At 64.1% G+C, this 24,000-nt stretch carries 19 protein-coding genes and 1 riboswitch; of the genes, 13 read left to right on the top strand and 6 right to left on the bottom strand.

What is annotated here, in order from left to right; all coding sequences use genetic code 11:
• The 3 genes from ybgF to ftsH form a co-directional block, all read left to right on the top strand.
• Positions 1 to 717: tol-pal system protein YbgF (gene ybgF / locus FJ977_RS34635; protein ID WP_140777136.1), on the top strand; the 717-nt coding region annotated here is incomplete at its 5' end.
• Positions 718 to 775: 58 nt separating this feature from the next.
• Complete coding sequence (gene tilS / locus FJ977_RS34630) at positions 776 to 2,149, top strand: tRNA lysidine(34) synthetase TilS (RefSeq protein ID WP_140777134.1); 1,374 nt, start codon at positions 776 to 778, stop codon at positions 2,147 to 2,149.
• Positions 2,150 to 2,271: 122 nt separating this feature from the next.
• Entirely contained in the window at positions 2,272 to 4,200 is a 1,929-nt protein-coding gene (gene ftsH, locus FJ977_RS34625) for an ATP-dependent zinc metalloprotease FtsH (protein WP_140777132.1), read from the top strand.
• Between the two features lie 463 nt (positions 4,201 to 4,663).
• Here ftsH and FJ977_RS34620 read toward each other — a convergent pair whose 3' ends face one another.
• Both FJ977_RS34620 and FJ977_RS34615 read right to left on the bottom strand, forming a co-directional pair.
• Complete coding sequence (locus tag FJ977_RS34620) at positions 4,664 to 5,173, bottom strand: hypothetical protein (protein WP_348643258.1); 510 nt, start codon at positions 5,171 to 5,173, stop codon at positions 4,664 to 4,666.
• A 186-nt stretch (positions 5,174 to 5,359) separates the two neighbouring features.
• Positions 5,360 to 6,196, bottom strand: a complete 837-nt coding sequence (locus tag FJ977_RS34615; protein WP_140777130.1) for a hypothetical protein — start codon at positions 6,194 to 6,196, stop codon at positions 5,360 to 5,362.
• A 370-nt stretch (positions 6,197 to 6,566) separates the two neighbouring features.
• Here FJ977_RS34615 and glmM point away from each other — a divergent pair, with 370 nt between their 5' ends.
• From glmM to serA, 5 genes are all read left to right on the top strand, one after another.
• Positions 6,567 to 7,919, top strand: a complete 1,353-nt coding sequence (gene glmM, locus FJ977_RS34610; RefSeq protein ID WP_140777128.1) for a phosphoglucosamine mutase — start codon at positions 6,567 to 6,569, stop codon at positions 7,917 to 7,919.
• A 253-nt stretch (positions 7,920 to 8,172) separates the two neighbouring features.
• The gene (locus FJ977_RS34605; RefSeq protein ID WP_140777126.1) at positions 8,173 to 9,009 is read left to right on the top strand and encodes an outer membrane protein; all 837 of its coding nucleotides are present in this window, start codon (positions 8,173 to 8,175) and stop codon (positions 9,007 to 9,009) included.
• 242 nt (positions 9,010 to 9,251) lie between these two features.
• Positions 9,252 to 10,034, top strand: coding sequence for an outer membrane protein (locus FJ977_RS34600; protein WP_140777124.1), 783 nt, complete (start codon positions 9,252 to 9,254; stop codon positions 10,032 to 10,034).
• Between the two features lie 201 nt (positions 10,035 to 10,235).
• Complete coding sequence (locus FJ977_RS34595) at positions 10,236 to 11,411, top strand: phosphoserine transaminase (RefSeq protein ID WP_140777122.1); 1,176 nt, start codon at positions 10,236 to 10,238, stop codon at positions 11,409 to 11,411.
• Between the two features lie 65 nt (positions 11,412 to 11,476).
• Entirely contained in the window at positions 11,477 to 13,078 is a 1,602-nt protein-coding gene (serA, locus tag FJ977_RS34590) for a phosphoglycerate dehydrogenase (protein WP_140777120.1), read from the top strand.
• A gap of 37 nt (positions 13,079 to 13,115) precedes the next feature.
• On the opposite strand, the gene FJ977_RS34585 is transcribed toward serA, so the two are convergent.
• Entirely contained in the window at positions 13,116 to 14,048 is a 933-nt protein-coding gene (locus FJ977_RS34585; protein ID WP_140777118.1) for a DMT family transporter, read from the bottom strand.
• Between the two features lie 213 nt (positions 14,049 to 14,261).
• Here FJ977_RS34585 and FJ977_RS34580 point away from each other — a divergent pair, with 213 nt between their 5' ends.
• Both FJ977_RS34580 and FJ977_RS34575 read left to right on the top strand, forming a co-directional pair.
• Positions 14,262 to 15,560, top strand: a complete 1,299-nt coding sequence (locus FJ977_RS34580; RefSeq protein ID WP_140777116.1) for an adenylosuccinate synthase — start codon at positions 14,262 to 14,264, stop codon at positions 15,558 to 15,560.
• A 74-nt stretch (positions 15,561 to 15,634) separates the two neighbouring features.
• Positions 15,635 to 17,293 carry a hypothetical protein gene (locus FJ977_RS34575; RefSeq protein ID WP_140777114.1) on the top strand — a complete coding sequence of 553 codons (1,659 nt, stop codon included), beginning with the start codon at positions 15,635 to 15,637 and terminating at the stop codon, positions 17,291 to 17,293.
• Between the two features lie 44 nt (positions 17,294 to 17,337).
• Here the strand turns inward: FJ977_RS34575 and FJ977_RS34570 are convergent, their stop codons facing one another.
• Genes FJ977_RS34570 through FJ977_RS34560 form a run of 3 tightly spaced genes read right to left on the bottom strand, consistent with a single transcriptional unit; the run spans position 17,338 to position 20,107 of the window.
• Positions 17,338 to 17,574, bottom strand: coding sequence for a type II toxin-antitoxin system CcdA family antitoxin (locus FJ977_RS34570; RefSeq protein ID WP_140777141.1), 237 nt, complete (start codon positions 17,572 to 17,574; stop codon positions 17,338 to 17,340).
• Positions 17,575 to 17,625: 51 nt separating this feature from the next.
• Positions 17,626 to 19,446 (bottom strand): ABC-F family ATP-binding cassette domain-containing protein, encoded by a 1,821-nt coding sequence (locus FJ977_RS34565; protein WP_140777112.1) that lies wholly within the window; start codon positions 19,444 to 19,446, stop codon positions 17,626 to 17,628.
• A gap of 1 nt (position 19,447) precedes the next feature.
• Positions 19,448 to 20,107 carry a thiamine diphosphokinase gene (locus FJ977_RS34560; protein WP_140777110.1) on the bottom strand — a complete coding sequence of 220 codons (660 nt, stop codon included), beginning with the start codon at positions 20,105 to 20,107 and terminating at the stop codon, positions 19,448 to 19,450.
• Between the two features lie 87 nt (positions 20,108 to 20,194).
• A riboswitch (TPP riboswitch) is annotated at positions 20,195 to 20,310 on the top strand.
• A gap of 43 nt (positions 20,311 to 20,353) precedes the next feature.
• Between FJ977_RS34560 and thiB the strand changes: the two genes are divergently transcribed.
• The 3 genes from thiB (at position 20,354) to thiQ (ending at position 23,895) form a co-directional block, all read left to right on the top strand.
• Positions 20,354 to 21,352: a thiamine ABC transporter substrate binding subunit gene (gene thiB, locus FJ977_RS34555; RefSeq protein ID WP_140777108.1), complete on the top strand. Its 999-nt coding sequence runs from the start codon at positions 20,354 to 20,356 to the stop codon at positions 21,350 to 21,352.
• Positions 21,353 to 21,530: 178 nt separating this feature from the next.
• The gene (thiP, locus tag FJ977_RS34550; protein ID WP_140777140.1) at positions 21,531 to 23,126 is read left to right on the top strand and encodes a thiamine/thiamine pyrophosphate ABC transporter permease; all 1,596 of its coding nucleotides are present in this window, start codon (positions 21,531 to 21,533) and stop codon (positions 23,124 to 23,126) included.
• Positions 23,119 to 23,895 carry a thiamine ABC transporter ATP-binding protein gene (gene thiQ / locus FJ977_RS34545; protein ID WP_140777106.1) on the top strand — a complete coding sequence of 259 codons (777 nt, stop codon included), beginning with the start codon at positions 23,119 to 23,121 and terminating at the stop codon, positions 23,893 to 23,895. Before thiP ends, thiQ begins: the two co-directional genes overlap by 8 nt.
• Positions 23,896 to 24,000: the final 105 nt, after the last annotated feature.

Below are 24,000 nucleotides of genomic sequence, written 5' to 3'. Positions count from 1 at the left end.
ACCGACACCCCCACCAACGTGGCGTCGGCCCCGGCAACGCAGGCGCCGGCCGATGCCGGCGCCGCGCCCGGCGGCGATCAGTCCTCCGGCGGCAAGACGGTCGAGGACGTCATCGTCGAATCACCCGATGGCGACCCTGGCAAGGTGATCCCGGGCACGGGAGCGCCGGAAAAGACCTTTGGTTCCATCACCGTCGACAAGAACGGCAACGTGATCGATGCCGGCGGCAGCACCCAGGCGACCGCCCCGGCGCAAGACACCGCCCCGGCCACCGGCGCACCGGCCAAGGCCGGCAAGTCCAGCGGCACGGTGGTTGCCGCACTGCCTTCCACCAACGACCCGGAAGAACTCTACCGCAATTCCTACCAGTTCATCCTGTCGGGCGACTACAGCACCGCCGAACAGGGTTTTCGCGATCATATTTCCCGCTTCCCCCGCGATGCGAAGACGGCGGACGCGCATTATTGGCTGGGTGAATCGCTGCTTGGCCAGCAGAAATACCGCGACGCGGCCGAGGTCTTCCTCGCCGCCAGCAAGGACTACCCCAAGGCCAAGAAGGCGCCCGACATGCTTTTGAAGCTCGGCGTGTCGCTGGTCGGCCTCAAGCAGCACGACGTCGCCTGCGCCACCTTCAGCGAGGTCGGCAAGCGCTACCCCGATATCTCCAATGCGCTCAAGGAACGGGTCAAGCAGGAGAAGGCCCTGGCTGCTTGCTGATTTTTCTCCCGCATGTCCTATTCCCGAAACCGGGACCACTTTTGGGCGACACGCGTTGATGCTCGAGACCGAGCCTGATCTTTCGACCAGACTTTTTTCGCATATAGATTTTACCCACGGCGCCGTTGCGGCCGTGTCCGGCGGCAGCGACTCGACCGCCCTGCTCCTCCTTCTCAAACAGCATCTCGACCGAACCGCGCCCTCCGTGCGGCTGCTGGCCGTGACGGTCGACCATGGCCTCCGGCACGGTTCGGCGGCCGAGGCGCAAGCCGTGGCGAAGCTGTGCGCCGGGCGCGGCATTGCCCACCGCACCATGGTCTGGGCTGGAAGCAAACCATCGGCCGGCCTGCCGGCGGCGGCGCGGGAAGCGCGCTATCGGCTGCTTGCGGAGGCGGCGCGCGCGCATGGCATCGGCCTGATTGTGACTGGCCATACCGCCGATGACCAGGCCGAGACGGTGCTGATGCGGCAGGCGCGGGATGAGCCCCGGGAGTTTGCCGAAATGGCCGGCCGTGGGCTTGCCGGCATGGCACCGGCCACTCTCTATGACTGGCGCGAATGGATCGTTCGCCCGCTGCTGGGCACGCGGCGCTCGGCGCTTCGCGATTACCTTCGGCGTGAACATGTCGGCTGGGCCGAGGATCCGTCCAACATCGACGAGGCCTTCGAGCGGCCGCGAATGCGTGCCTCGCTCGCCGCCGAGAGTTTTCGGCGTATGGACGATGCGCTGGCACTGGCCAACCAGGCGGCTGTCGAACGCCGGCAGCTAGGCGAAAGCGCCGCCGATCTGATCCATCGTTTCGCCGGCCAGCCCGCCATCGGCCTTATCCGCCTCGATCCGCGCCTGCTTTCGGCCGGCGTCGACCGGGCGGCCGTCTATGCGTTGCGTATCTTGCTGGCCACCGCCGGAGGCGTCGCCTTTCTTCCGGACCAGGCGCGCAGCGAGGCGCTGTTCAACCGGCTGAAGGCCGGATCCCTTTGCGCCACATTGTCGCGGACCGTGGTCGATTTCCGGCGCGCCGGCATCTTCCTGCGGCGCGAGGCAAGGGGTTTGCCGCCCATCGCCGCGGCCATCGACAACACCATCTGGGATGGTCGCCGCCACATCACATTGGACGACAGCTCCGGCGCATTGTTGATCGCGCCGTTGGGGAGCGCGGCGACGAGACGGCTGGCAATCGGCAAGGGAGGGACACCGCAAAGCCTGATGCGCGCCGCGTATGCTGCTGAACCGACGTTGCGGCAAGCCGTTGAAAACGCTGGACCGCGAGGCGACGAACCGGTCCGCCAAGGGTTCGCGGTGCGGCCGGTCGTTGCACCTTTTGCCCGCTTCCTGCCGTCTTTCGATCTGGCGCCGGCGCGGGCCGTCGCCGAACTGATCGGCGCGCCATCGCTTCCCGCCCCGCCTTTCAGCGGCCACAGTGCCGGCTGATGGTGGTCGAAAGCTTAACCCAGACGTGCTGTTCTGCTTGGCAAGGGGAGGCGCTCTCCCTATGTTAGGCCCAAGTTTCCTCTCATGATGCTGTCCGTCCGCGGACACCAACGGGACAATTGATGAATCCGAATTATCGCAACCTCGCGCTCTGGGCGATCATAGCGGTCCTGCTCATCGCTCTCTTCAATCTGTTCCAGACGCCGCAGACGCGTGGGGCTTCGAGCGATGTGCCTTATTCGCAGTTCCTGCAGGACGTCGCGGCCGGCCGGGTCAAGACGGTGACTATTGCGGGCGCCCGCATCACCGGCACCTACACCGACAATTCCAGCGGCTTCCAGACCTATTCGCCCGGCGATCCCCAGCTGGTGTCGCGGCTGCAGGACAAGAACGTCACCATCAACGCGCGGCCCGAGACCGACGGCTCCAATTCGCTGTTCGGCTACCTGATCTCGTGGCTGCCGATGATCCTGATCCTCGGTGTCTGGATATTCTTCATGCGCCAGATGCAGTCCGGCTCCGGTCGTGCCATGGGTTTCGGGAAGTCGAAGGCCAAGCTTTTGACGGAGGCGCATGGCCGCGTCACCTTCCAGGATGTTGCCGGCGTCGATGAAGCCAAGGAAGACCTGGAAGAGATCGTCGAGTTCCTGCGCGATCCGCAGAAGTTCCAGCGCCTCGGCGGCAAGATCCCGCGCGGCGTGCTGCTGGTCGGCCCTCCGGGCACCGGCAAGACGCTGCTCGCCCGCTCGGTCGCCGGCGAAGCCAACGTGCCGTTCTTCACCATTTCCGGTTCGGACTTCGTCGAGATGTTCGTCGGCGTCGGCGCCAGCCGCGTCCGCGACATGTTCGATCAGGCCAAGAAGAATGCGCCCTGCATAATCTTCATCGACGAAATCGATGCCGTCGGCCGCCATCGCGGCGCCGGTCTCGGCGGCGGCAATGACGAGCGCGAGCAGACGCTGAACCAGCTGCTGGTCGAGATGGATGGCTTCGAATCCAACGAAAGCATCATCCTGATCGCCGCCACCAACCGTCCCGACGTGCTCGATCCGGCGCTGCTCAGGCCGGGCCGTTTCGATCGCCAGGTGGTTGTGCCGAATCCCGACATCGTCGGCCGCGAGAAGATCCTCAAGGTGCATGTGCGCAACGTGCCGCTGGCGCCCAATGTCGACCTCAAGGTCGTCGCGCGAGGCACGCCGGGCTTCTCCGGTGCCGACCTGATGAACCTGGTCAACGAATCCGCGCTGATGGCGGCGCGGCGCAACAAGCGCCTCGTCACCATGGCCGAGTTCGAGGACGCCAAGGACAAGATCATGATGGGCGCCGAGCGCCGCTCGTCGGCCATGACCCAGGCCGAGAAGGAGCTCACCGCCTATCACGAGGCCGGCCACGCCATCCTGGCGCTCAACGTGCCGTCGGCCGACCCGCTGCACAAGGCCACGATCATCCCGCGTGGCCGTGCGCTCGGCATGGTCATGCAGTTGCCGGAAGGCGACCGCTATTCGATGAGCTACAAGTACATGATCTCGCGTCTCGCCATCATGATGGGCGGCCGCGTCGCCGAGGAGTTCAAGTTCGGCAAGGAGAACATCACCTCGGGCGCGTCCTCGGACATCGAGCAGGCGACCAAGCTTGCGCGCGCCATGGTCACGCGCTGGGGCTTCTCCGACAAGCTCGGCCATGTCGCCTATGGCGACAATCAGGAAGAGGTGTTCCTCGGCCATTCGGTGGCGCGTACGCAGAACATTTCGGAAGAGACCGCGCAGATCATCGATGCCGAAGTGCGCCGCCTGATCGACGAGGCCTATTCGACGGCGAAGTCCATCCTGACCAAGAAGAAGAAGGAATGGATCGCACTGGCGCAGGGCCTGCTCGAATACGAAACCCTGTCGGGCGACGAGATCAAGCAGCTGATCGCCGGCGAAAAGCCCGCGCGCGACCTCGGCGACGACACGCCGCCCAGCCGTGGCTCGGCCGTGCCGAAGTCCGGTGGCCGCCGCAAGAAGGGCCCCGAGCCCGAAGGTGGCATGGAACCTCAGCCGTCGAGCTGAGATTGGCCGAGAGAGACTGGTCGAGAAACGCCGCGGCTTGGTCCGCGGCGTTTTTGTTTGGCACGCCGGAGAGTTGACGGCTTTCACGTTGGTGATTGGCGAAAGCCGGCGCGACGGCCAATCTTCCCCCTCGTAGGGGAGATGCCCGGCAGGGCAGAGAGGGGCGCTGTCCCGCCAGGATTGCCAAGTTCTTGTTACTCGCCCTTGCCGAAAGCGACAAAGCGGGCTCGGTGCCCGCTCCTATTCGGCTTCGCCGAGCCACTCCCTCCCCACTTTCGTCAGATGAAGCGACCGTCACTTTACAAGCGTCGAGTTCCTTCGCGCCCCCTCTGTCCTGCCGGACATCTCCCCCACAAGGGGGAGATTGGCAGCGTCCCCGACGGCACTCCCCTTCTGAAGCACCCAACAAAAAGCCCGCGCATCTCACGATGCGCGGGCTCTCTTTCCTCGGATATTTAGGCGATCAGGTCTTCAGCTTGGCATTGCACAGGCTGTAATAGCCGCCACCCTTCTGGATCCACTTCAGGCCGCTCAACGTTCCGGCATCCTTGTTGCTATGATAGCCTTGGAGGCAGGTCTTCATTCGCGCCTTGGCGGGTTTTTCGGCCTGAAATTCGGCCGCGAGCGTGGTTGGGAACGTCACGCCAGCCGGCGCTACGGTGGGTGCGGTCGCCGAGCTGGCTTCCTTCTTCGGCTGTTGTGTCGCTTTGGCCGTGTTCGCCTCGGCACTTCCCGTAGCGGACGTTGCGCATTTATCCTTGCGGAAAGCGTTCCAGTCCATGCCGTTCAGGGCACCGCTTTCCTTGGCGGTCCGATAGGTCTCGCCGCATTCCTTCATCGTCATTGCGTTTCCCGGGATGGCGCCCCAGGCAATAAAAGTCGCTGCAGCCAGCGCCGCCAATTTCAAGCCAGACATCAAGCCCTCCATATCGAGTACAGATTGAACATCTTTTGTATACTTTTTGTTCTGCATATGTTCAACTGGAATCTTATGCCTCACCCAGAAGACGTCCCGCACCCGGCTGCCGGGCGTGGGTTACCACGCTATCGGTTCAAGACTTTCGCGGTAGCGGAAGCAGGACCATTGAGCTTTTCAACGCAACAAAAAGCCCGCGAACCTTGCGGCTCGCGGGCTTTGTTTTTCAGATGCAGTTGTCGATCAGCCCTTCAGCTTGGCATTGCAAAGGCTGTAGAAGCCGCCGCCCTTCTGGATCCACTTCAGGCCGCCAAGCGCGTTGGCATCCTTGAGGACATAGTACTGGTCGAGGCAGGTATGCATGCGGCCCTTTCCGGGGGTTTCGCTGGCATATTTTGCCGAGATCGCGGACGGGAAGGTGACGCCCTTGGGGGCAACCGTCGTCGGCTTTGCCGGTTCCTTGGTGTAGCTTGCCTCGCTCGGAGCGGGCACGCTGTCGTCATCCGAGGCGGTGGCGCCGCATTCGGCCTTGCGGAAGTCGTTCCATTTCTGGCCCTTCAGCGTGTTCCCGGTCTTCGCAGCCTGATACTTGGCGCTGCACTCGGCCATGGTCAGGCCCTTGCCGTCGGCGGCAGCCGCGGCGGCCTTGGTGGTTGCCGGCTTGGTGGTGTCGGCGGCGGCGGATGCGCCGGCGGCGCACTGGCTCTTGCGGAAGTCGTTCCACTTCTGGCCGTTCAGCGTGCCGGCGGCCTTGGCCGCCTGGTACTTGGCGCTGCATTCCTTGGCCGTCAGGCCTTTGGCGGCGCTGTCGTCAGCCGCCGCTGCCTTGGCGGCCTTGGCCGGCTTGGTCTCGGCGGCCTTCTTCGTGTCGGCCGGCTTGGTGTCCGTAGTGGCAGCCGCGTCGGTGCCGCACTGCGCCTTGCGGAACTGGTTCCAGGTCGCGCCAGCAAGTGTCCCCGCGTCCTTGGCCGCGTTATATTTCGTGCTGCACTCGGCCATCGTCAGCGCGTTGGCTGGCGCAGCCAGGAACAACGTCGCTACGGCGAGGCCGGTCAGAGTGGCAAGTCGGTGGATGAGCATAGCGTTTCTCCGTTGCTGCAGCCCATTATATACGTCCCTGCGAATCAATAACGCTCAACGATCGGTTGCGCCAGATGCTAAGTGAGGTATATATCGCCGGAGGCTCGATCCTCCCGATAAGGTGATGAAATCATTGCCCCTTGCCGGGTTGAAAACAAGATTTTCCGCGTGCACCTGTGCCGAATAGCTCGCAGAACTGGTATGTTGCAGTGTTACAGTGCCATCATGTTATGCTGGGGCGTTGTTGCGTGCAGTGCACAACAAGGATTTTCTAAGGATTGGTAACATATAATCACACAATGTGATCATGGCGGACCTTCCAATTGTGGCATGAGACGCCGGCAAAGAACCGTCAGGGAATCTAACTAGCATGGCAGGGAATTACTTCGGCACGGACGGCATTCGCGGACGCGCCAACAAGTTTCCGATGACCGCTGAAATCGCCATGCGTGTCGGCATGGCTGCCGGCCTTTCGTTCCAGCGCGGCAGCCACCGCCATCGTGTCGTTCTCGGCAAGGACACCAGGCTTTCCGGCTACATGATCGAGAATGCCATGGTGGCCGGTCTTTGCGCCGCCGGCATGGATGTGTTCCTGCTCGGCCCGATTCCCACGCCAGCTGTCGCGATGCTGGTGCGTTCGCTGCGCGCCGATATCGGCGTCATGATCTCGGCATCGCACAACCCCTATTACGACAACGGCATCAAGCTGTTCGGGCCAGACGGCTACAAGCTCTCCGACGAGATCGAAGAGCGCATCGAGAGCATGCTCGACAAGGATATCGAACTCTCACTCGCCGATTCCGACGGGCTTGGCCGGGCCAAGCGCGTCGACGGCGTGCATGACCGCTACATTGAATTCGCCAAGCGCACCTTGCCGCGCTCGATGTCGCTTTCGGGTCTGCGGATCGTCGTCGATTGCGCCAATGGCGCGGCATACAAGGTGGCGCCCGAGGCGCTGTGGGAGCTTGGCGCCGAAGTCGTGGCCATCAACGTCGAGCCCAACGGCTTCAATATCAACAAGGAATGCGGCTCGACCCATCCGGCCGGTCTGCAGAAGAAGGTGCATGAAGTGCGCGCCGATATCGGCATCGCGCTCGATGGCGATGCCGACCGTGTCGTCATCGTCGACGAGAATGGCGCGATCGTCGATGGCGACCAGATCATGGCGCTGATCGCCGAGTCCTGGCACCAGAGCGGACGGCTTGCCGGCGGCGGCGTCGTGTCGACGGTGATGTCCAATCTCGGCCTCGAACGCTTCCTCGGCGACATGAAGCTGCAACTGCACCGCACCAAGGTCGGTGACCGCTATGTCGTTGAACATATGCGCGCGCATGGGCTTAATGTCGGCGGCGAGCAGTCGGGCCACATCGTGCTGTCGGATTTCTCGACCACCGGCGACGGCCTGGTATCGGCGCTGCAGGTGCTGGCCTGCATCAAGCGGCAAGGCCGCCCGGTCAGCGAGCTGTCGAAGAAGTTCGAGCCGGTGCCGCAACTCCTGAAGAACGTTCGTATCGCCGGCGGCAAGCCGCTCGAGGAAGCTCCGGTCAAGGCCGCGATCGAGGATGCGCGCAACCGTCTCGGCAAGGCCGGGCGGCTGGTCATCCGTCCGTCCGGCACCGAGCCGCTGATCCGGGTCATGGCCGAGGGCGACGATCCGCAACTGGTCGAGGCCGTCGTCAACAACATTGTCGAAGTCATATCCGAAACCCGCAGCGCCGCCTGATTTCCGGCGCGCCCGCAGGGCGTCATAACTGCTTCGGTTGCATCCAGGCCCGCCCTTCCGGCGGGCTTTTTTTGTGGCCGGAGTGCCGTTCTCCAGTTGTCGAAATTAGCTCCTGAATCCCTTGGATTTTAGCGATTCGTGGTTAATCGACAGGGTTAAACGCGTTTTAACCTTTGCAATTCATTATCCACGCTTGAAAGCCAATCTCATTTCGGACGCGACCGCGTTCCGAGGGTTCCTAGGGGTGACAAGCATGTTCAATACAGCAAGAAAGGCCCTGTTCGCGTTGCTGTTCGCGGGCATGGCCTGGCCAGTGTTCGCAGCCGACCTGCCAGAGCCGCAGGTCGAAGAAGCGCCGCCGCCTGTCTACGAGCAACCGGTCGATGTCGGCGGCTGGTATATCCGTGGCGATATCGACTACCACAAGTCTGATGTGCGCGGCATCGACTACTCGACCTATTCCCTCGACCCTTGCAACTGCGGTGACATCCTGGTTGGTGGCAAGAGCTTCGACTACGCCAAGCTGAAGGGCGGCTTCTCGCTCGGTGCCGGCGTCGGCTACAAGATCAGCGATCATCTGCGTGCTGACGTCACCGCCGACTATTGGTTCAAGTCCAACTTCAACGGCGGAACCTCGGATCTCGTTTCGACATCGACGGAAGTGTCGAAGATGAGCGCCCTGCTGCTGCTGGCCAATGCCTATGTCGATATCGGCACATGGCACGGCATCACGCCTTATGTCGGCGCTGGTATCGGTGGTGCGCGGGTAAAGTGGGATACGGTCTACGACCCGAATACCCCGGAGACCAATCCCGGAGCATCCAATTGGCGCTTCGCCTACGCTCTGATGGCCGGTGCCTCCTATTGCCTGACCGACAAGATCATCCTCGACGCGGGCTATCGCTTCTCCCATATCCAGGGCGGCCGCATGTTCGAATGGGATGTGAGCAGCGCCGGCCCGGGCTTCGACCGCGGCATCAACACCCACGAAGTGCGCGGTGGCCTGCGCTATCAGTTCGGCGGCAACAATGGGTGCGCGGCACCGGTGGTGGCCTACCAGCCCGAACCTGAGCCGATCTACACCAAGTAAGAAATCCACTCCCTCGAATATATACGAACCGCCCGGCCTTGCCGGGCGGTTTTCGTTTGAGCGGTCGCCAATGAAGTGCCCAGGCAGGGAAGATAATTCAGAGTGTCATGCATTAGCGAGAATGAATTCGCTAACGCTCTGTTAGCCTTAACCGTGACTTAACCACTATGGTTAACAATGCTCCTTGAAACGATGGCTGCCGCTGTGATTGCAAGCGCCGCCAAATCCGGGAGTCGGGGACCATGACACTCACATCGCGTATCGTGCTGGCGCTTGCCGGATTCGGGCTTTTGCCGCTGACGCCAGCGTTGGCCGCCGACTATGATCCGCCGATCTATGTCGACCAGGCGCCCGACTATGTGCCGGTCGAGGTCGGCTCGGGCTGGTATCTGCGCGGCGATGTCTCGTACCTGGTGCAGAAGAGCTTTAAAAATGGGGATTTCACCTTCCCGTCGGCGATCAACAACGAAAACTTCAGCGAGAGCGAAGACGCATATTTTGCGAGCGTCGGCTTCGGATATCATTTCAACGATTACCTCCGCGCCGATGTTAACTTCGGCTACTTGCCGGGTAACAAGGCCAGCTTCGGCTATGACGATTCAGCGGTCGTGGCACTGCCGACATTGCCGACCCAGGGGGCGGGATCGCTGAAGAACTATGCCTTCTCGGGGATACTCAACGGCTACGTCGATCTCGGCACCTATGTCGGAATCACGCCTTATGTTGGCGCCGGCGTCGGCTTTGTCCGCAGTTCGCGGAAGCTTTCGGCGACTTACACGGACAACAATGTGCCCGCCAACAGTTTCAGCCTGCAGGACAATGCGACACAATACTCCCTCGCCTATACGCTGAATGCGGGCCTTGCCTACCAGGTGACGAAGAACGTTTCCGTCGATCTGGGCTACCAGTATTTCTCCGCCCCGAATGCCGAATATGTGACGGCCGAAAGCCTGACCTCCTTTCCGATCAAAAAGGGGATCAGCAATCACCAGGTCAAGGTCGGGCTGCGCTACGATCTCTGGTAGGCCTGGGACAAAGCAGAACCTTGGCGGCGGATCCCTGTGGTCCGCCGTTTGCGTTTGAAATCACACAATCCTGATCGCGGATCGCCGGTATCCCGGCAGCGACAAAAACTTTCCTCTTGACGCCCGAAGCCTGAACGCATATCGCCGTCCGTGGGCCACCCCTCCCCAACGAGGGGCCACTATCTGGAAGGATAGACCACGATGACGACGCATACGAAGCCCGGACTCCGTCCGGCAAACCCCAATTTCTCCTCAGGTCCCTGCGCAAAACGTCCCGGCTGGTCGGTCGAGGCGCTCAAAAATGCCGCGCTCGGCCGTTCCCATCGCGCCAAGATCGGCAAGGCCAAGCTCGAACAGACGATCGAGCTGACGCGCGAAATCCTCCAGGTCCCGGCGGACTACCGCATCGGCATCGTGCCGGCGTCGGACACCGGTGCGGTCGAGATGGCACTGTGGTCGCTGCTCGGCGAGCGCGGCGTAGACATGGTCGCCTGGGAAAGCTTTGGTTCCGGCTGGGTCACCGACGTGGTCAAGCAGTTGAAGCTGCCCGACGTGCGCAAGCTCGAGGCCGGCTATGGCGAATTGCCGGATCTCACCAAGATCGACTTCGACCGCGACGTGGTCTTCACCTGGAACGGCACGACGTCGGGCGTGCGCGTGCCGAATGGCGATTTCATTCCCGCCGATCGCAAGGGCCTGACCATTTGCGACGCGACCTCGGCCGCCTTCGCGCAGAGGCTCGATTTCGAAAAACTCGATGTCGTCACCTTCTCCTGGCAGAAGGTGCTGGGCGGCGAGGGTGCGCATGGCATGCTGATCCTGTCGCCACGTGCCGTTGCGCGGCTGGAGAGCTACAAGCCCTCATGGCCGCTGCCGAAAATCTTCCGCCTGACCTCGGGTGGCAAGCTGATCGAAGGCATCTTCAAGGGCGAGACCATCAACACGCCGTCGATGCTGTGTGTCGAGGACTATCTCGACGCACTGCTCTGGGCGAAGTCGATCGGAGGCCTCGATGCGCTGGTCGCCAGGGCGGATGCCAATGCTGCCGTGCTTGATGGCTTTGTCGATAAATCCTCCTGGCTGGGTCATCTTGCCGCCCTGCCAGCGACGCGGTCGAATACTTCGGTCTGCCTGTCCTTCACCGATCCGGATATCGCGGCGCTCGACGCCGACGGACAGGCGGCTTTCGCCAAGGGTCTTGTCTCGGCGCTCGACAAGGAAGGGGTTGCCTATGACATCGGCTCCTACCGCGACGCGCCTCCTGGCCTTCGCATCTGGTGCGGCGCGACCGTCGAGACCTCCGATCTCGAGGCGCTGCTGCCCTGGCTCGACTGGGCCTTCGCGGCACAGAAGGCGTCGCTGAAAGCGGCTGCCTGAGATTTTCCGTGGCGGCCCGCAGGCCGCCCATTCCCGGATCAATCCCATTTTTCAAGGAGGTCGCGATGGCGCCCCGTGTTCTCGTCTCTGACAAACTCTCTCCCACCGCCGTGCAGATCTTCAAGGATCGCGGCGTCGAGGTCGACTATCTGCCCGATCTCGGCAAGGACAAGGAAAAGCTGCTCGAGGTGATCGGCCAGTATGACGGCCTCGCCATCCGCTCGGCGACCAAGGTCACCGAAAAGCTGATCAACGCCGCCACCAGGCTCAAGGTCATCGGACGCGCCGGCATCGGCGTCGACAATGTCGATATCCCGGCGGCGAGCCGCAAGGGTATCATCGTGATGAACACGCCCTTCGGCAATTCGATCACGACGGCCGAGCACGCCGTGGCGATGATCTTCGCGCTCGCCCGCCAGATCCCGGAAGCCAACGCCTCGACCCATGCCGGCAAGTGGGAGAAGAACCGCTTCATGGGCGTCGAGATCACCGGCAAGACGCTGGGCGTCATCGGCTGCGGCAACATCGGTTCGATCGTCGCCACGCGCGGCGTCGGCCTGAAGATGCATGTCGTTGCCTTCGACCCGTTCCTGTCGGACAAGCGCGCCGAGGAGCTCGGCGTCGACAAGGTCGAGCTCGATGAGCTGTTCGCGCGCGCGGACTTCATCTCGTTGCACACGCCGCTGACCGACAAGACGCGCAACATCATCGATGCCGGGGCAATCGCCAAGATGAAGAACGGCGTGCGCATCATCAATTGCGCCCGCGGCGGACTGGTCGTCGAGGCCGATCTGATCGCGGCGCTGAAGAGCGGCAAGGTGGCTGGCGCCGGCATCGACGTGTTCGAGGTCGAACCGGCCGAGCAGAACCCCCTGTTCGGCATGGAAAACGTGGTGGCCACCCCGCATCTCGGCGCCTCCACGGCGGAAGCGCAGGAGAACGTCGCGCTGCAGGTCGCCGAACAGATGTCGGACTACCTGATCAAGGGCGCCGTCTCCAATGCCATCAACATGCCGTCGATCACTGCGGAAGAAGCGCCGCGGCTGAAGCCGTTCGTCAAGCTCGCCGAAGTGCTCGGCGCCTTTGTCGGCCAGGTCACCGAGGATCCGATCAAGGAGGTCGAGATCCTGTTCGACGGCTCGACCGCGACGATGAACACGCGCGCGCTGATCAGTGCCGCTCTTGCCGGGCTGATCCGGCCGCAGGTCGCCGACGTCAACATGGTTTCGGCGCCGATCATGGTGAAGGAGCGCGGCATCATCGTAGCCGAGGTCAAGCGGGACAAGTCGGGCGTGTTCGACGGCTACATCAAGCTCACCGTCAAGACCGAGCACATGACGCGCTCGATCGCCGGCACCTGCTTCTCCGACGGCAAGCCGCGCTTCATCCAGATCAAGGGCATCAACCTCGACGCCGAGGTTGGCCAGCACATGCTCTACACGACCAATGCCGACGCGCCAGGCATCATCGGCCTGCTCGGCACGGTGTGTGGCGAGAATGGCGTCAATATCGCCAACTTCCAGCTTGGCCGTAACCGGCCGGGCGGCGACGCCATCGCGCTGCTCTATCTCGATGCGCCGTTCCCGGAAAAGGTGCTGGAGCAGGTGCGGGCGCACAAGTCGATCGACTCGGCCAAGCGGCTGCAGTTCGACGTGGGCGGGATCTGATCCCGGCCTTTGCTAGCTAGAGATCGGAAGGCGCGGCCTATGTCGCGCCTTCTTGCTGTTCGGCGCGCCTTGACGGCGTGATCATGGCCATCTTGCGCCCGCTGTATTCGGCCAGCGCGATGCCGCCCAGCACGAGGACCAGCGCCAGTGCCTGGTAAAGCTGGAACGTCTCGCCGACGATCAGCACCGAAAGCAGCGTGCCGAAGATCGGCACCAGGTTGATGAACAGGCCGGCGCGGTTGGCGCCGATCAACTCGTTGCCCCTGATGTAGGTTACCTGCGAAATGACCGAAGCGCCGATCGCGGTATAGACGATCACGGTCCAGCCGCGCGCGTCGGGCGCGATGGCCTTGCCGGCGGCGACCTCCCACAGGAAGAAGGGCAGCGAGGTGATGAGCGCGGCGACTGCCAGGGACAGCATCAGGCTCTGCCAGCGCATCACCGGTTTCAGCCGCAAGCCGACCGTATAGCCGCTGTAGAGGACGACCGCGACCAGCATGATGGCGTCGCCGAAATTGAGCTCCAGCGTCAGCAGCCGGCGCGGGTCGCCATGGCAGGCGGTCAGGATCACGCCGGCAATGGTCAGCACGACGCCGGCAATCTGCGCCCAACTCACACGCAGGCGGAAGAAGATGAAGTTGGCGACGATGATCAGGACCGGCATCGCCGCCTGCTCGATCGAGACGTTGATGGCCGTCGTGTAGTTGAGCGCCGTATAGAAGATGGTGTTGAACAGGGTGAAGCCGCTGGCCCCAAGTGCCGCCAGCACGAACCAGTGCCGGCGCACCACCGGCCAATCCTGCTGGATCGTGCGCCAGCCGATCGGCAGCAGGATCGCGACTGCCAGCACCCAGCGCAGGAAGACCAACGTCATCGGGGAGACATGGTCGACCGCCAGCTTGCCGGCCACCGAATTGCCTCCCCACAGCAGGGTGGTGAGCAGCAGGAAAATGTAGGCACTTCGATGCATCGCTGGATTCCGGCCGCGGCGGGCGCGCCGGGGTGTTTGCCGGCCTATTGCCCCGGCGAGCCCAAGTAAATGATGTCAAAGCCGAAAATTGTTGTGCCTCAGGGCATTTTCGGCGGCAAAGAAAGGTCGCACTCGCGAGGTCTTGACGCTATAGAGGCCTGTCGTTTCGAACCATATCCAGGCCGCTCGGCGGCATCTCAAGGGAAAAGAAACATGGCCAATGTGGTGGTCGTCGGCTCGCAATGGGGTGACGAAGGCAAGGGCAAGATCGTCGACTGGCTGTCGGAGCGCGCCGATGTGGTGGTGCGTTTCCAGGGGGGCCATAATGCCGGCCACACGCTGGTCGTCGACGGCAAGGTCTACAAGCTGTCGCTGTTGCCGTCCGGTGTCGTGCGGCAGGGCAAGCTGTCCATCATCGGCAATGGCGTGGTCTTCGACCCGCATGCTTTCGTGGCCGAAGTGGCGAAACTCAAGGCGCAGGGCGTCGAAGTGGCGCCGGATCGCCTGAAAATAGCCGAAAACACAGCGCTTATCCTGTCGGTGCATCGGGAGCTGGACGGATTCCGTGAGGACGCCGCCTCAAATTCCGGAACGAAGATTGGCACGACCCGCCGGGGTATCGGTCCGGCCTATGAGGACAAGGTGGGTCGGCGCGCGGTGCGGGTGATGGATCTGGCGGATTTGGAAACGCTTCCCCTGAAGGTCGACAGGCTGCTGACGCATCACAATGCGCTGCGCCGCGGGCTTGGCCACGCGGAAGTCACGCATGACGCGATCATGACGGAGTTGACGTCGGTCGCGGATGAGATCCTGCCCTATATGGACCGTGTCTGGAAAATCCTCGACGACAAGCGCCGCGCCGGCGAGCGTATCCTGTTCGAGGGCGCGCAAGGCACGCTGCTCGATATCGATCACGGCACCTATCCCTTCGTCACCTCGTCCAACACGGTGGCCGGGCAGGCCGCTGCCGGCTCCGGTGTCGGTCCGGGCGCCATCGGCTATGTGCTCGGCATCACCAAGGCCTACACGACGCGCGTTGGCGAAGGCCCGTTTCCGACCGAACAGAAGAACGAGATCGGCGAATTCCTCGGCACGCGCGGCCATGAGTTCGGCGTCGTCACCGGGCGCAAGCGCCGCTGCGGCTGGTTCGACGCGGTGCTGGTGCGCCAGGCTGTCGCCGTCAACGGCATCAAGGGCATCGCGCTGACCAAGCTCGACGTGCTCGACGGGCTGGACGAGATCAAGGTCTGCACCGGCTACCGTCTCGACGGCGAGACGATCGACTATTTGCCGGCGAGCCAGGGCGCGCAGGCCCGTGTCGAGCCGGTCTACGAGACGCTGGAGGGGTGGAAAGGCACCACTGCCGGCGCGCGCAGCTGGAACGACCTGCCGGCCCAGGCGGTCAAATATGTCCGCTACATCGAGGAGTTGATCGGCGCGCCGGTAGCACTCCTCTCCACCAGCCCGGAACGGGATGACACGATACTTGTGACCGATCCGTTTCAAGACTAGTTTCTGAGCCTTTCCGGGCATCGCGGCTGATTTGCGGGGGCCGGCGCGGAAGCAAAATACAGGTCGACTGAAGCATGGCAGATTTCGTTGCTATTCTGAAAAAGGCGCTCGACAAGCACGGCGACGAGACGCCCGAGAAGCGTACGCGCATCTATGACAGCGTTCGAACCATGCTGGCCAAGAAGCTTGCGGAATATTCGCCGCCGCCGGCCGCCGAAGCCATAAACACGCAGAAGCGCTCGCTGGAAGACGCTATCGCGGTCGTCGAGCGGGATTATGCCAAGAGCGTGCCGGAAACAGACCCGCTCGCCGAGCTGGAGCACATCTTTTCCTCCATCGACCGCAACAAGAACCAGCCGAGCCACACGCGCCAGCCGGTGAAGGCCGAGCCGGCGTGGCCGGCGCCGCCAGCCGCCAAGCCGGAACCCTACCGGCCGGCACCACCGCCCGCCGCCAAGGCCGAGCCGAGCTGGCAGAAGCCCACGCCGGTGCAACCGGCAGCTCCGAACCTTGCCGACCAGGCCTTGCGGGGCATGGATGCGGATCAGGACGATGACCAGGCCGATGTCTTCCCGAATGACGAAGAGCCGGAGGCGGCCGATACATTCCGGCGCCTGCGCCCAGCCGAACGCAAGCGCAGCTATGGCGGGCTGATCGCCGCCGTTGCCGCCTTGCTGGTCGTTGCCGGCGGCGGCTATGGCATCTGGCTGAACAAGGATGCCTTCAGCAGGATGCTGGGCCTGGACGGCGGCAAGGTTGTTGCCAAGACCGAGCCGGTGAAACCGGCGCCGGCCAAGCCCGCTACCGACGCGGCGGCGACGCCACCGGTGCCGGCAGCCGGCGCCGAAGGAACCAAATTCACGCAGCGCCTGACGCCTGAAGGCGGCGAAACCGATCCCGGCCCGGCCGGCGGACAAAGCGGCATAGGCGAGGGTGAATCCGTCGCCGCGCTGACGACGCCACCTTCGGCGACCAACGCCCCGGCGGCTCCGCCACCAGTCACCGGCGCACCGGCCGCAGCGGCACCCGCCGCGGCCGCGCCTGCCGCGACCACGCCTGCGCCGGGTGCCGCGCCCGCGACACCGCCCGCCAACGGAACCGCACCCGCGGCACCGGCCGACGCCGCTGCCACACCGCCGCCCGCGCCGGCGGGCGCTCCGGCGACGGAAGCCTCGGTACCGGTCGGCCAGAAGGCGATCTTCTATGAGGAGCGCACCAGCACGGCGCAGGGGTCGGCCGAGCCCGGCAGCATCGTCTGGTCTCTGGTGCAGGAATCGCCAGGTGGCGACCTGCCGCCGGAGCCGGCGATCCGTGCCGAGGCAACCATCCCCGGCAAGGACATCCAGTTGCGCATGACCATCCGCCGCAACACCGACCAGACGCTGCCGGCCAGCCATATCATCGAGATGATCTTCCTGACGCCCGACGGTTTCGAAGGCGGCGGTGTCGACAACATCCTGCGCGTCGCCATGAAAAGCTCCGAACAGGATGCCGGCAGCCCGCTGATCGGCATTCCGGCCAAGATCGCCGACGGCTTCTTCCTCGTCGCGCTCAACGACACCAAGGCCGACGAGGACGCCAACATGACCCTGCTGCGCGGCCAGGACTGGATCGACGTACCGGTGGTCTACAAGACCGGCCGGCGGGCGCTGCTGACCATGGAAAAAGGCATCCCCGGAGAAAAGGTGTTCGACGAGGCGATCAAGGCCTGGCAGGCGAAGACGGCGGGCTGACGACGGGCGGCCGTTTCAAGAGCAGTATGGCTATAGTCACGGGGTCAAAACGGCCGATACTTGGCTAAGGGCAGTCCGTTGCGCCTGACATAATCGTTCCAGCCTTCGATGGCTTGCTTGTGCTCTTCCTGCCATCGGCGCGTCTTTTCCGCTGCAATCACCTTGGCGATACCGGTCTCCGCGGCACGGGAGATGCCTAATCCCTTGGCGTCTTCGAGCAGCTGCAAGCTGATCGATATCTTGACGGATTTTCGCTGAAGTTTGCGTTTCGATTGAAGCATGGGGTTGCCCTCTATGCGTCCAACATAGACGCATAACCTCGCAGGCACCAACTACCCCTCCATCTCCTCGCGCAGCATCTCCAGCTCCAGCCATTCTTCCTCGAGCGCGGCCAGCGTCGCGCGTTCCTTGTCGAGGGCGGCGATGGTCTTCTGGAACGAGGCCGGATCGCGCTCGTAATAGGCCGGGTCGGCGATGTTGTTCTCCAGCCGCGAGATCGATGCGGTCACCGCCTCGATCTTCTTCGGCAGCGATTCCAGGGCGAATTTCTGCTTGAACGACAGTTTTTTCGCGGGCCCTTTTGGGGCCGCCGGTTCGCTCTTGCCTGCCGCCGGCATATCTGCGGCTTCCGCCTTGGCGCGGGCCTTGCGGTCGTCGAGCCTGGTGCCGCCGCGCTGCGCCAGCATGTCGGAATAGCCGCCGGCATATTCGACCCAGCGGCCGCCGCCGTCCGGCGCGATGACGCTGGTCACGGTGCGGTCGAGAAAATCACGGTCGTGGCTGACCAGGATGACGGTGCCGGCAAAACCAGCGACAAGTTCCTGCAGCAGTTCCAGCGTCTCCATGTCGAGATCGTTGGTCGGCTCATCGAGCACCAGCAGGTTTGCCGGCCGCGCCAGCACGCGCGCCAGGATCAGCCGCGCCCGCTCGCCGCCGGACAGTTCGCGCACCGGCGTGCGCGCCTGCTCAGGCTTGAACAGAAAATCCTTCATGTAGGAGACGACATGGCGCTGCTCGCCATTGATGACGAGGTTTTCGCCGCGCCCGTCGGTCAGATACTGCGCCAGCGTTTCCTGCGGGTCGACCGCCTCGCGCTTCTGGTCGAGCGTGGCGATTTCCAGATTGGTGCCGAGCCGCACCGAGCCGGCATCCGGCGCCAATTCGCCGGTCAGCATCTTCAACAAAGTCGTCTTGCCGGCGCCGTTCGGCCCGACGAGGCCGACACGGTCGCCACGCTGGATGCGGGTCGAGAACCCCTTGACCACGGTGAGATCGCCAAAGCTCTTCTCGATGTTCTTTGCTTCGATCACCAGCTTGCCGGATTCGGCGGCATCGCTCGCCACCATGGTGGCGTTGCCTTCGGCGCCACGATGGCCGCGGAAGCGCTGCCGCATGGTCTGCAGCTCGCCGAGGCGGCGCATGTTGCGCTTGCGCCGCGCCGTCACGCCGTAGCGCAACCAGTGCTCCTCGCGCACGATCTGGCGGCCGAGCTTGTGTTGCTCGCGCTCTTCCTCTTCCAGCACCAGGTCACGCCATTCCTCGAAATGGCCAAAACCCTTGTCCAGCCTGCGGGTCTGGCCACGGTCGAGCCAGACAGTGGTGCGCGACACGCGTTCGAGGAAGCGGCGGTCGTGCGAGATGACGATGAGCGCCGAAGAGGTGCGGACGAGCTCTTCTTCGAGCCATTCGATGACGGACAGGTCAAGATGGTTGGTCGGCTCATCAAGCAGCAGAATGTCGGGTTCCGGCGCCATGACGCGGGCCAGGGCGGCGCGCCTGGCCTCGCCACCCGAGAGGTCGCCCGGCCGCTCTTCGCCCGACAAGCCAAGATGCTCCATCAGATAGGAGGCGCGGTAGGGATCGTCGGCAGGCCCGAGGCCCGCCTCGACATAGGCGCGAACGGTGGCGAAGCCCTCCATGTCGGGCATCTGTGGGAGGTAGCGGACCGTCGCCGAGGGTTGGCGGAAGACTTCGCCGTCCTGCGGCTCGATCAGGCCGGCGGCGATCTTGAGCAGCGTCGACTTGCCGGAGCCATTGCGGCCGACCAGCGCGATCTTGTCGCCGGCCGAAGCGGTCAAGGCGGCGCCGTCGAGCAGCGGCGTGCCGCCGAAGGTCAGTTTTATCCCGTCGAGATTGAGAAGAGGCGGGGCCATGTCAGCTTTCGGGCAAAGGATAGGGATGGGCGAGCAGCAGCGCGCGGCCATGGCCGAGCGCGATTTCGAGGCGGCCCCCGGTCTTGTCGAACTTGACCTCGTTGGAGATGGTCAGTGATGAGCCGAAGGTCACCTCGACCTGATTCAGCGGCCATTTGGCACCGGCAACGGTCAGGCCGGCAAGTTCGGAAAAGCCGAGGATCGAAAACAGCGTGCCGTCGGCATAGTCGAAGCCGGCCGTTCCCAACAGCAGCGGGACACCTTCCTGGGCACCGCTGGTCAGCAGCACCTCCGTTCCGGCCTCGGCCAGGCGCAGGGCGAGCGCCAGATGCAGGAAGGCATGGTCGGCGCGCTTGCCGCCGAACGCGCCCGCCAACACAAGGCGGGTCGCTCCGCGCTCAAGGGCTGCCGCGATCGCCAGTTCCCCGTCGGTCTTGTCTTTTTCCGCCGGGAAGGTCTGGCGTGGCACCGCGGCGAGGTCGGCGGGCAGGTCGGCCGGCACCGAATCGAAATCACCCACCCACAGCTCCGGCACAAGGCCGAGCAGCCTGGCATGGCCGATGCCTGCGTCGGCGGCGATCACGCGCGAGCCCTCGACCTGGCGGTCGAGCCGGGGCGTGCGGATGAGATCGCCGCTAAGCAGGATGGTGAATGTGCTCATATCCGGTGGCCTGTACCAGCCCGGCAGCGGAAACGGAAGGCGGCAAACTCCCACTTGCGTGGTTCCTCGGCCAGGCCTATGTGTCGAAACGCTCTAACGGGGTGCCGGCTGCGATCTTTCGCGGACCGGCTGAGAGGCAGTCTCGCCAACCCGCTGAACCTGATCCGGTTTGTACCGGCGGAGGGATTAGACGTTTCGGACAGTCCGACGCCTCAATTCCTTGTCACGCGAACGAAGGAGGCGCCGATGCGCACGCTTTTATACTCTCTTGTCTCAGCCATGGTTGTTGCGTTGTCGGGGCCGGCCTTGGCCAAGGACAAGCTCACCGTCTACACCTATGAGAGCTTCACCGCCGACTGGGGTCCAGGTCCCGTGGTGAAGAAGGAATTCGAGGCCGAATGCGGCTGCGATGTCGAGTTCGTCTCGGTTGCCGATGGCGTGGCGCTACTCAATCGCGTCAAGCTCGAAGGCGCATCGACCAAGGCCGACATCGTGCTCGGCCTCGACACCAATCTCACCGCCGATGCCAAGGCCAGCGGGTTGTTCGCGCCGCATGGCGCGGTGAACGACGTTAATGTGCCGGGCGGCTGGAGCGACGATACTTTCGTTCCGTTCGACTACGGCTATTTCGCTGTCGTTTACGATACCGAGAAGCTGAAGACGCCGCCGAAGAGCTTGAAGGACCTGGTCGAAGGCAGCGCCGACGACAAGATCGTCATCCAGGATCCGCGCACCTCGACGCCCGGCCTCGGCCTGTTGCTGTGGGTGAAGTCGGTCTATGGCGACAAGGCGCCGGAGGCCTGGGCCAAGCTCAAGGCCAAGGTGCTGACCGTGACGCCCGGCTGGAGCGAGGCCTATGGCCTGTTCACCAAGGGCGAAGCGCCGATGGTGCTGTCCTATACGACGTCACCGGCCTACCACATGGTCGCCGAGAACACGCAGCGCTACCAGGCGGCTTCCTTCGAAGAGGGCGAATACCTGCAGATCGAGGTCGCCGGCATCACCACGACCGGAGCCAAGAACCCGCTGGCGGCAAAGTTCATCGCCTTCATGACCGGACCGAAATTCCAGGATGCGATCCCCGAGACCAACTGGATGTTCCCGGCCGGCAAGACCGACAAGCCGCTCAACCCGGCCTTCGACAAGCTTGTCAAGCCGACCAAGACCTTGCTGTTCAGCCCGGAAGAGGTCGCGGCCAACCGCAGGGCCTGGGTCGATGAATGGCTGGCGGTGATGAGCAAATGAGCGCGCTCTTCACCCTCCCCCTTGTGGGGAGGGTCGATCCGCGAAGCGGAGCGGGGCGGGAGTGCCGACGCTGAGCACTGCCTCACCCCCACCCCGGCTCGCGGACACCGCTTCGCGGCATCCGCGCTCCGACCCTCCCCACAAGGGGGATGGTGGAAGGCGCGCGTCTGACTCCCGCATCACCGCCGGCATCATCGCGCTCGCCGCGATCACGCTGCTGATCGGTGGCGCGTTTGCCGGCTTGCTCATCGAAGGCGCCCATGATTTCTCGGGCGCCTGGGCGGCCTTCGATCCCTATCTCCTTCGCGTTGTCCGCTTCACGCTCTGGCAGGCAATCCTTTCGACGCTGCTTTCGGTCATTCCGGCACTCTTCGTTGCGCGCGCCCTGTCGCGGCATCCGCGCTTCTTTGGCCGCGCCTTCATCCTGCAGCTCTTTGCCGTGCCGCTGGCGCTGCCGGCGATCGTCGCGGCGCTCGGCATCCTGGCGCTCTACGGTCGCGCCGGCTACTTCGCCGGGCTGTTCAGCGCGATTGGCGGCCGGGGCTGGCCTGGCATTTACGGCCTGTCCGGCATTCTCGTCGCCCATGTCTTTTTCAATCTACCGCTCAGCGTGCGACTGTTGCTCGAGGCGCTGCAGACCATTCCCGCCGACCAGTGGCGGCTGGCGAGCCAGCTCGGCATGGGCGCGCGGCCGGCGTTCCGGCTGATCGAATGGCCGACGCTGCGCGCCGCTCTGCCCGGCGTCGCCGGGCTGGTCTTCATGCTCTGCATCACCTCCTTCACCATCGTGCTGACACTCGGCGGCGGGCCGGCCGCCACGACGCTGGAGGTCGGCATCTATCAGGCGCTGCGCTTCGATTTCGATCCCGCGCGCGCGGTCTCCCTGACATTGCTGCAGATCGCCTTGACGTTCATCGTGGTGCTGGCGCTGACGCGGCTTGGCGCCAATGTCGTCGGCGACACCAACCTGCCGGTCGCGCCGCGCCGCTATCTCTCCGTCAACGGGACCGAGGCGTCGCTCAACGCCGTGCTCATCGTGTTGGCGCTGCTGTTCGTTGTCGGGCCGATGGCGGCGACCGTGGTGGCCGGTTTGGGCGCCGATCTCGGCCGGCTCGCCGGAGAGGCCACCGTCCGGCAAGCAATGCTGACCAGCGCCGTGCTCGCCTTCCTGTCGGCGCTGCTTTCGGTGATGCTGTCCCTGGCGCTCACCATGGCGCGGCGAGCGCTGGCGCTGGGCCGCCGTGCCGGGCCAAGGACATTGCTTGAGCATGCAACCGACACCGGCGCGGGGTTCGTCCTGGTCGTGCCGCCCATCGTCATCGGCGCTGGCTGGTTCCTGTTGCTGCGCCATGCCGGCGATGTCTTCGCCATCGCCCCGGTGATGGTTGTCACCGTCAATGCTGTCATGGCGATGCCGTTCGCGCTGCGCGCCGTCCGTCCCGCCTATGACGCGGCGAGCGAGCGTCACGAACGGCTCTGCGCACAGCTCGGTATCTCCGGCTGGGCGAGGCTGCGGCTGGTCGACTGGCCATCACTGCGGCGCCCGCTCGCCACCGCTTTTGCTTTCGCCATGGCGCTGTCGCTCGGCGATCTCGGCGTGATCGCGCTGTTCGGCAGTGATTCCGTGCAGACCTTGCCCTACCTTCTCCTGGCGCGCATGGGCAGCTACCGCACCGAGGACGCCGCCGGCCTGGCGCTGTTGCTTGGCATCGTCTGCCTCGCATTGGTGCTGGCCGCGGATTGGCTCGGCAGGGAAAAGGTCGGCAATGTCTGATGGGGCGATGGACAGGAAGGGCGTTCCGGTGCGGCTGGACGAGGTTTCGTTCAGCTACGGCGAGGCCCCGCTCGTCTTCGATGTCGCGTTTGCCGCGTCGGAAATCACCGCCATCATGGGGCCGAGCGGTTCGGGCAAGTCGACGCTGCTCAACCTCGTCGCCGGGTTCGAGACGCCGTTGTCCGGCCGCGTGCTGATCGGCGGGGCCGATGTCGGCGCCGCGCCGCCGGCCGAACGGCCAGTGTCGATGGTGTTCCAGGAAAACAATCTTTTCGCCCATCTTTCCGTCGAGCAGAATGTCGGGCTCGGGCGCTCGCCATCGCTGCGGCTGACCGAAGCGGACAGCGCTGATATCGCCGGGGCGCTTGCCCGCACAGGCCTTGGCGGCAAGGAAAAACGCTTGCCGCGCGAACTCTCCGGCGGCGAGCGCCAGCGTGTTGCCCTGGCCCGCGTGCTGGTGCGCGATCGCCCGGTGCTTCTGCTCGACGAACCCTTCGCTTCGCTGGGGCCAGCCCTGCGCGACGACATGCTCGATCTGGTTGCCGGCGTGCATGCGGAGCGCGGCATGACGGTACTGTTCGTCACGCACCAGCCGGAGGACGCCCGCCGAATCAGCCAGAATGTGGTGTTTCTGGACAATGGCACCGTGGCGGCCACCGGCAGCGCGGACGATTTCTTTGCCGGGGCTGGTCCCGACGCCTTCCGGCGCTATATCGGTGCCAGTGCCGGGAATGCCGTATCACGAGATATTGCCCGGAAGCGGACATAATTTACGGTCAAACCGGCCTCAGGCGATGGGGCGCTTGCTTGCCATGGCAGAAGTAGTGTGGCTAGGTCCGCCCTACTGGTCCGGCACAAGCCGTGATTTGCCTAC

The organism is Mesorhizobium sp. B2-1-3A, assembly GCF_006442655.1.
Classification (GTDB): domain Bacteria; phylum Pseudomonadota; class Alphaproteobacteria; order Rhizobiales; family Rhizobiaceae; genus Mesorhizobium.
This window is presented reverse-complemented; position numbering and strand designations above follow the sequence as displayed.

What these genes read in the sequence shown, in the direction of transcription:
- tilS (WP_140777134.1), top strand. Translation starts at nt 776, where the DNA reads ATGCTCGAGACCGAGCCTGATCTTTCGACCAGACTTTTTTCGCATATA.
- ftsH (WP_140777132.1), top strand. Translation starts at nt 2,272, where the DNA reads ATGAATCCGAATTATCGCAACCTCGCGCTCTGGGCGATCATAGCGGTC.
- FJ977_RS34620 (WP_348643258.1), bottom strand. Translation starts at nt 5,173, where the DNA reads ATGCAGAACAAAAAGTATACAAAAGATGTTCAATCTGTACTCGATATG.
- FJ977_RS34615 (WP_140777130.1), bottom strand. Translation starts at nt 6,196, where the DNA reads ATGCTCATCCACCGACTTGCCACTCTGACCGGCCTCGCCGTAGCGACG.
- glmM (WP_140777128.1), top strand. Translation starts at nt 6,567, where the DNA reads ATGGCAGGGAATTACTTCGGCACGGACGGCATTCGCGGACGCGCCAAC.
- FJ977_RS34605 (WP_140777126.1), top strand. Translation starts at nt 8,173, where the DNA reads ATGTTCAATACAGCAAGAAAGGCCCTGTTCGCGTTGCTGTTCGCGGGC.
- FJ977_RS34600 (WP_140777124.1), top strand. Translation starts at nt 9,252, where the DNA reads ATGACACTCACATCGCGTATCGTGCTGGCGCTTGCCGGATTCGGGCTT.
- FJ977_RS34595 (WP_140777122.1), top strand. Translation starts at nt 10,236, where the DNA reads ATGACGACGCATACGAAGCCCGGACTCCGTCCGGCAAACCCCAATTTC.
- serA (WP_140777120.1), top strand. Translation starts at nt 11,477, where the DNA reads ATGGCGCCCCGTGTTCTCGTCTCTGACAAACTCTCTCCCACCGCCGTG.
- FJ977_RS34585 (WP_140777118.1), bottom strand. Translation starts at nt 14,048, where the DNA reads ATGCATCGAAGTGCCTACATTTTCCTGCTGCTCACCACCCTGCTGTGG.
- FJ977_RS34580 (WP_140777116.1), top strand. Translation starts at nt 14,262, where the DNA reads ATGGCCAATGTGGTGGTCGTCGGCTCGCAATGGGGTGACGAAGGCAAG.
- FJ977_RS34575 (WP_140777114.1), top strand. Translation starts at nt 15,635, where the DNA reads ATGGCAGATTTCGTTGCTATTCTGAAAAAGGCGCTCGACAAGCACGGC.
- FJ977_RS34570 (WP_140777141.1), bottom strand. Translation starts at nt 17,574, where the DNA reads ATGCTTCAATCGAAACGCAAACTTCAGCGAAAATCCGTCAAGATATCG.
- FJ977_RS34565 (WP_140777112.1), bottom strand. Translation starts at nt 19,446, where the DNA reads ATGGCCCCGCCTCTTCTCAATCTCGACGGGATAAAACTGACCTTCGGC.
- FJ977_RS34560 (WP_140777110.1), bottom strand. Translation starts at nt 20,107, where the DNA reads ATGAGCACATTCACCATCCTGCTTAGCGGCGATCTCATCCGCACGCCC.
- thiB (WP_140777108.1), top strand. Translation starts at nt 20,354, where the DNA reads ATGCGCACGCTTTTATACTCTCTTGTCTCAGCCATGGTTGTTGCGTTG.
- thiQ (WP_140777106.1), top strand. Translation starts at nt 23,119, where the DNA reads ATGTCTGATGGGGCGATGGACAGGAAGGGCGTTCCGGTGCGGCTGGAC.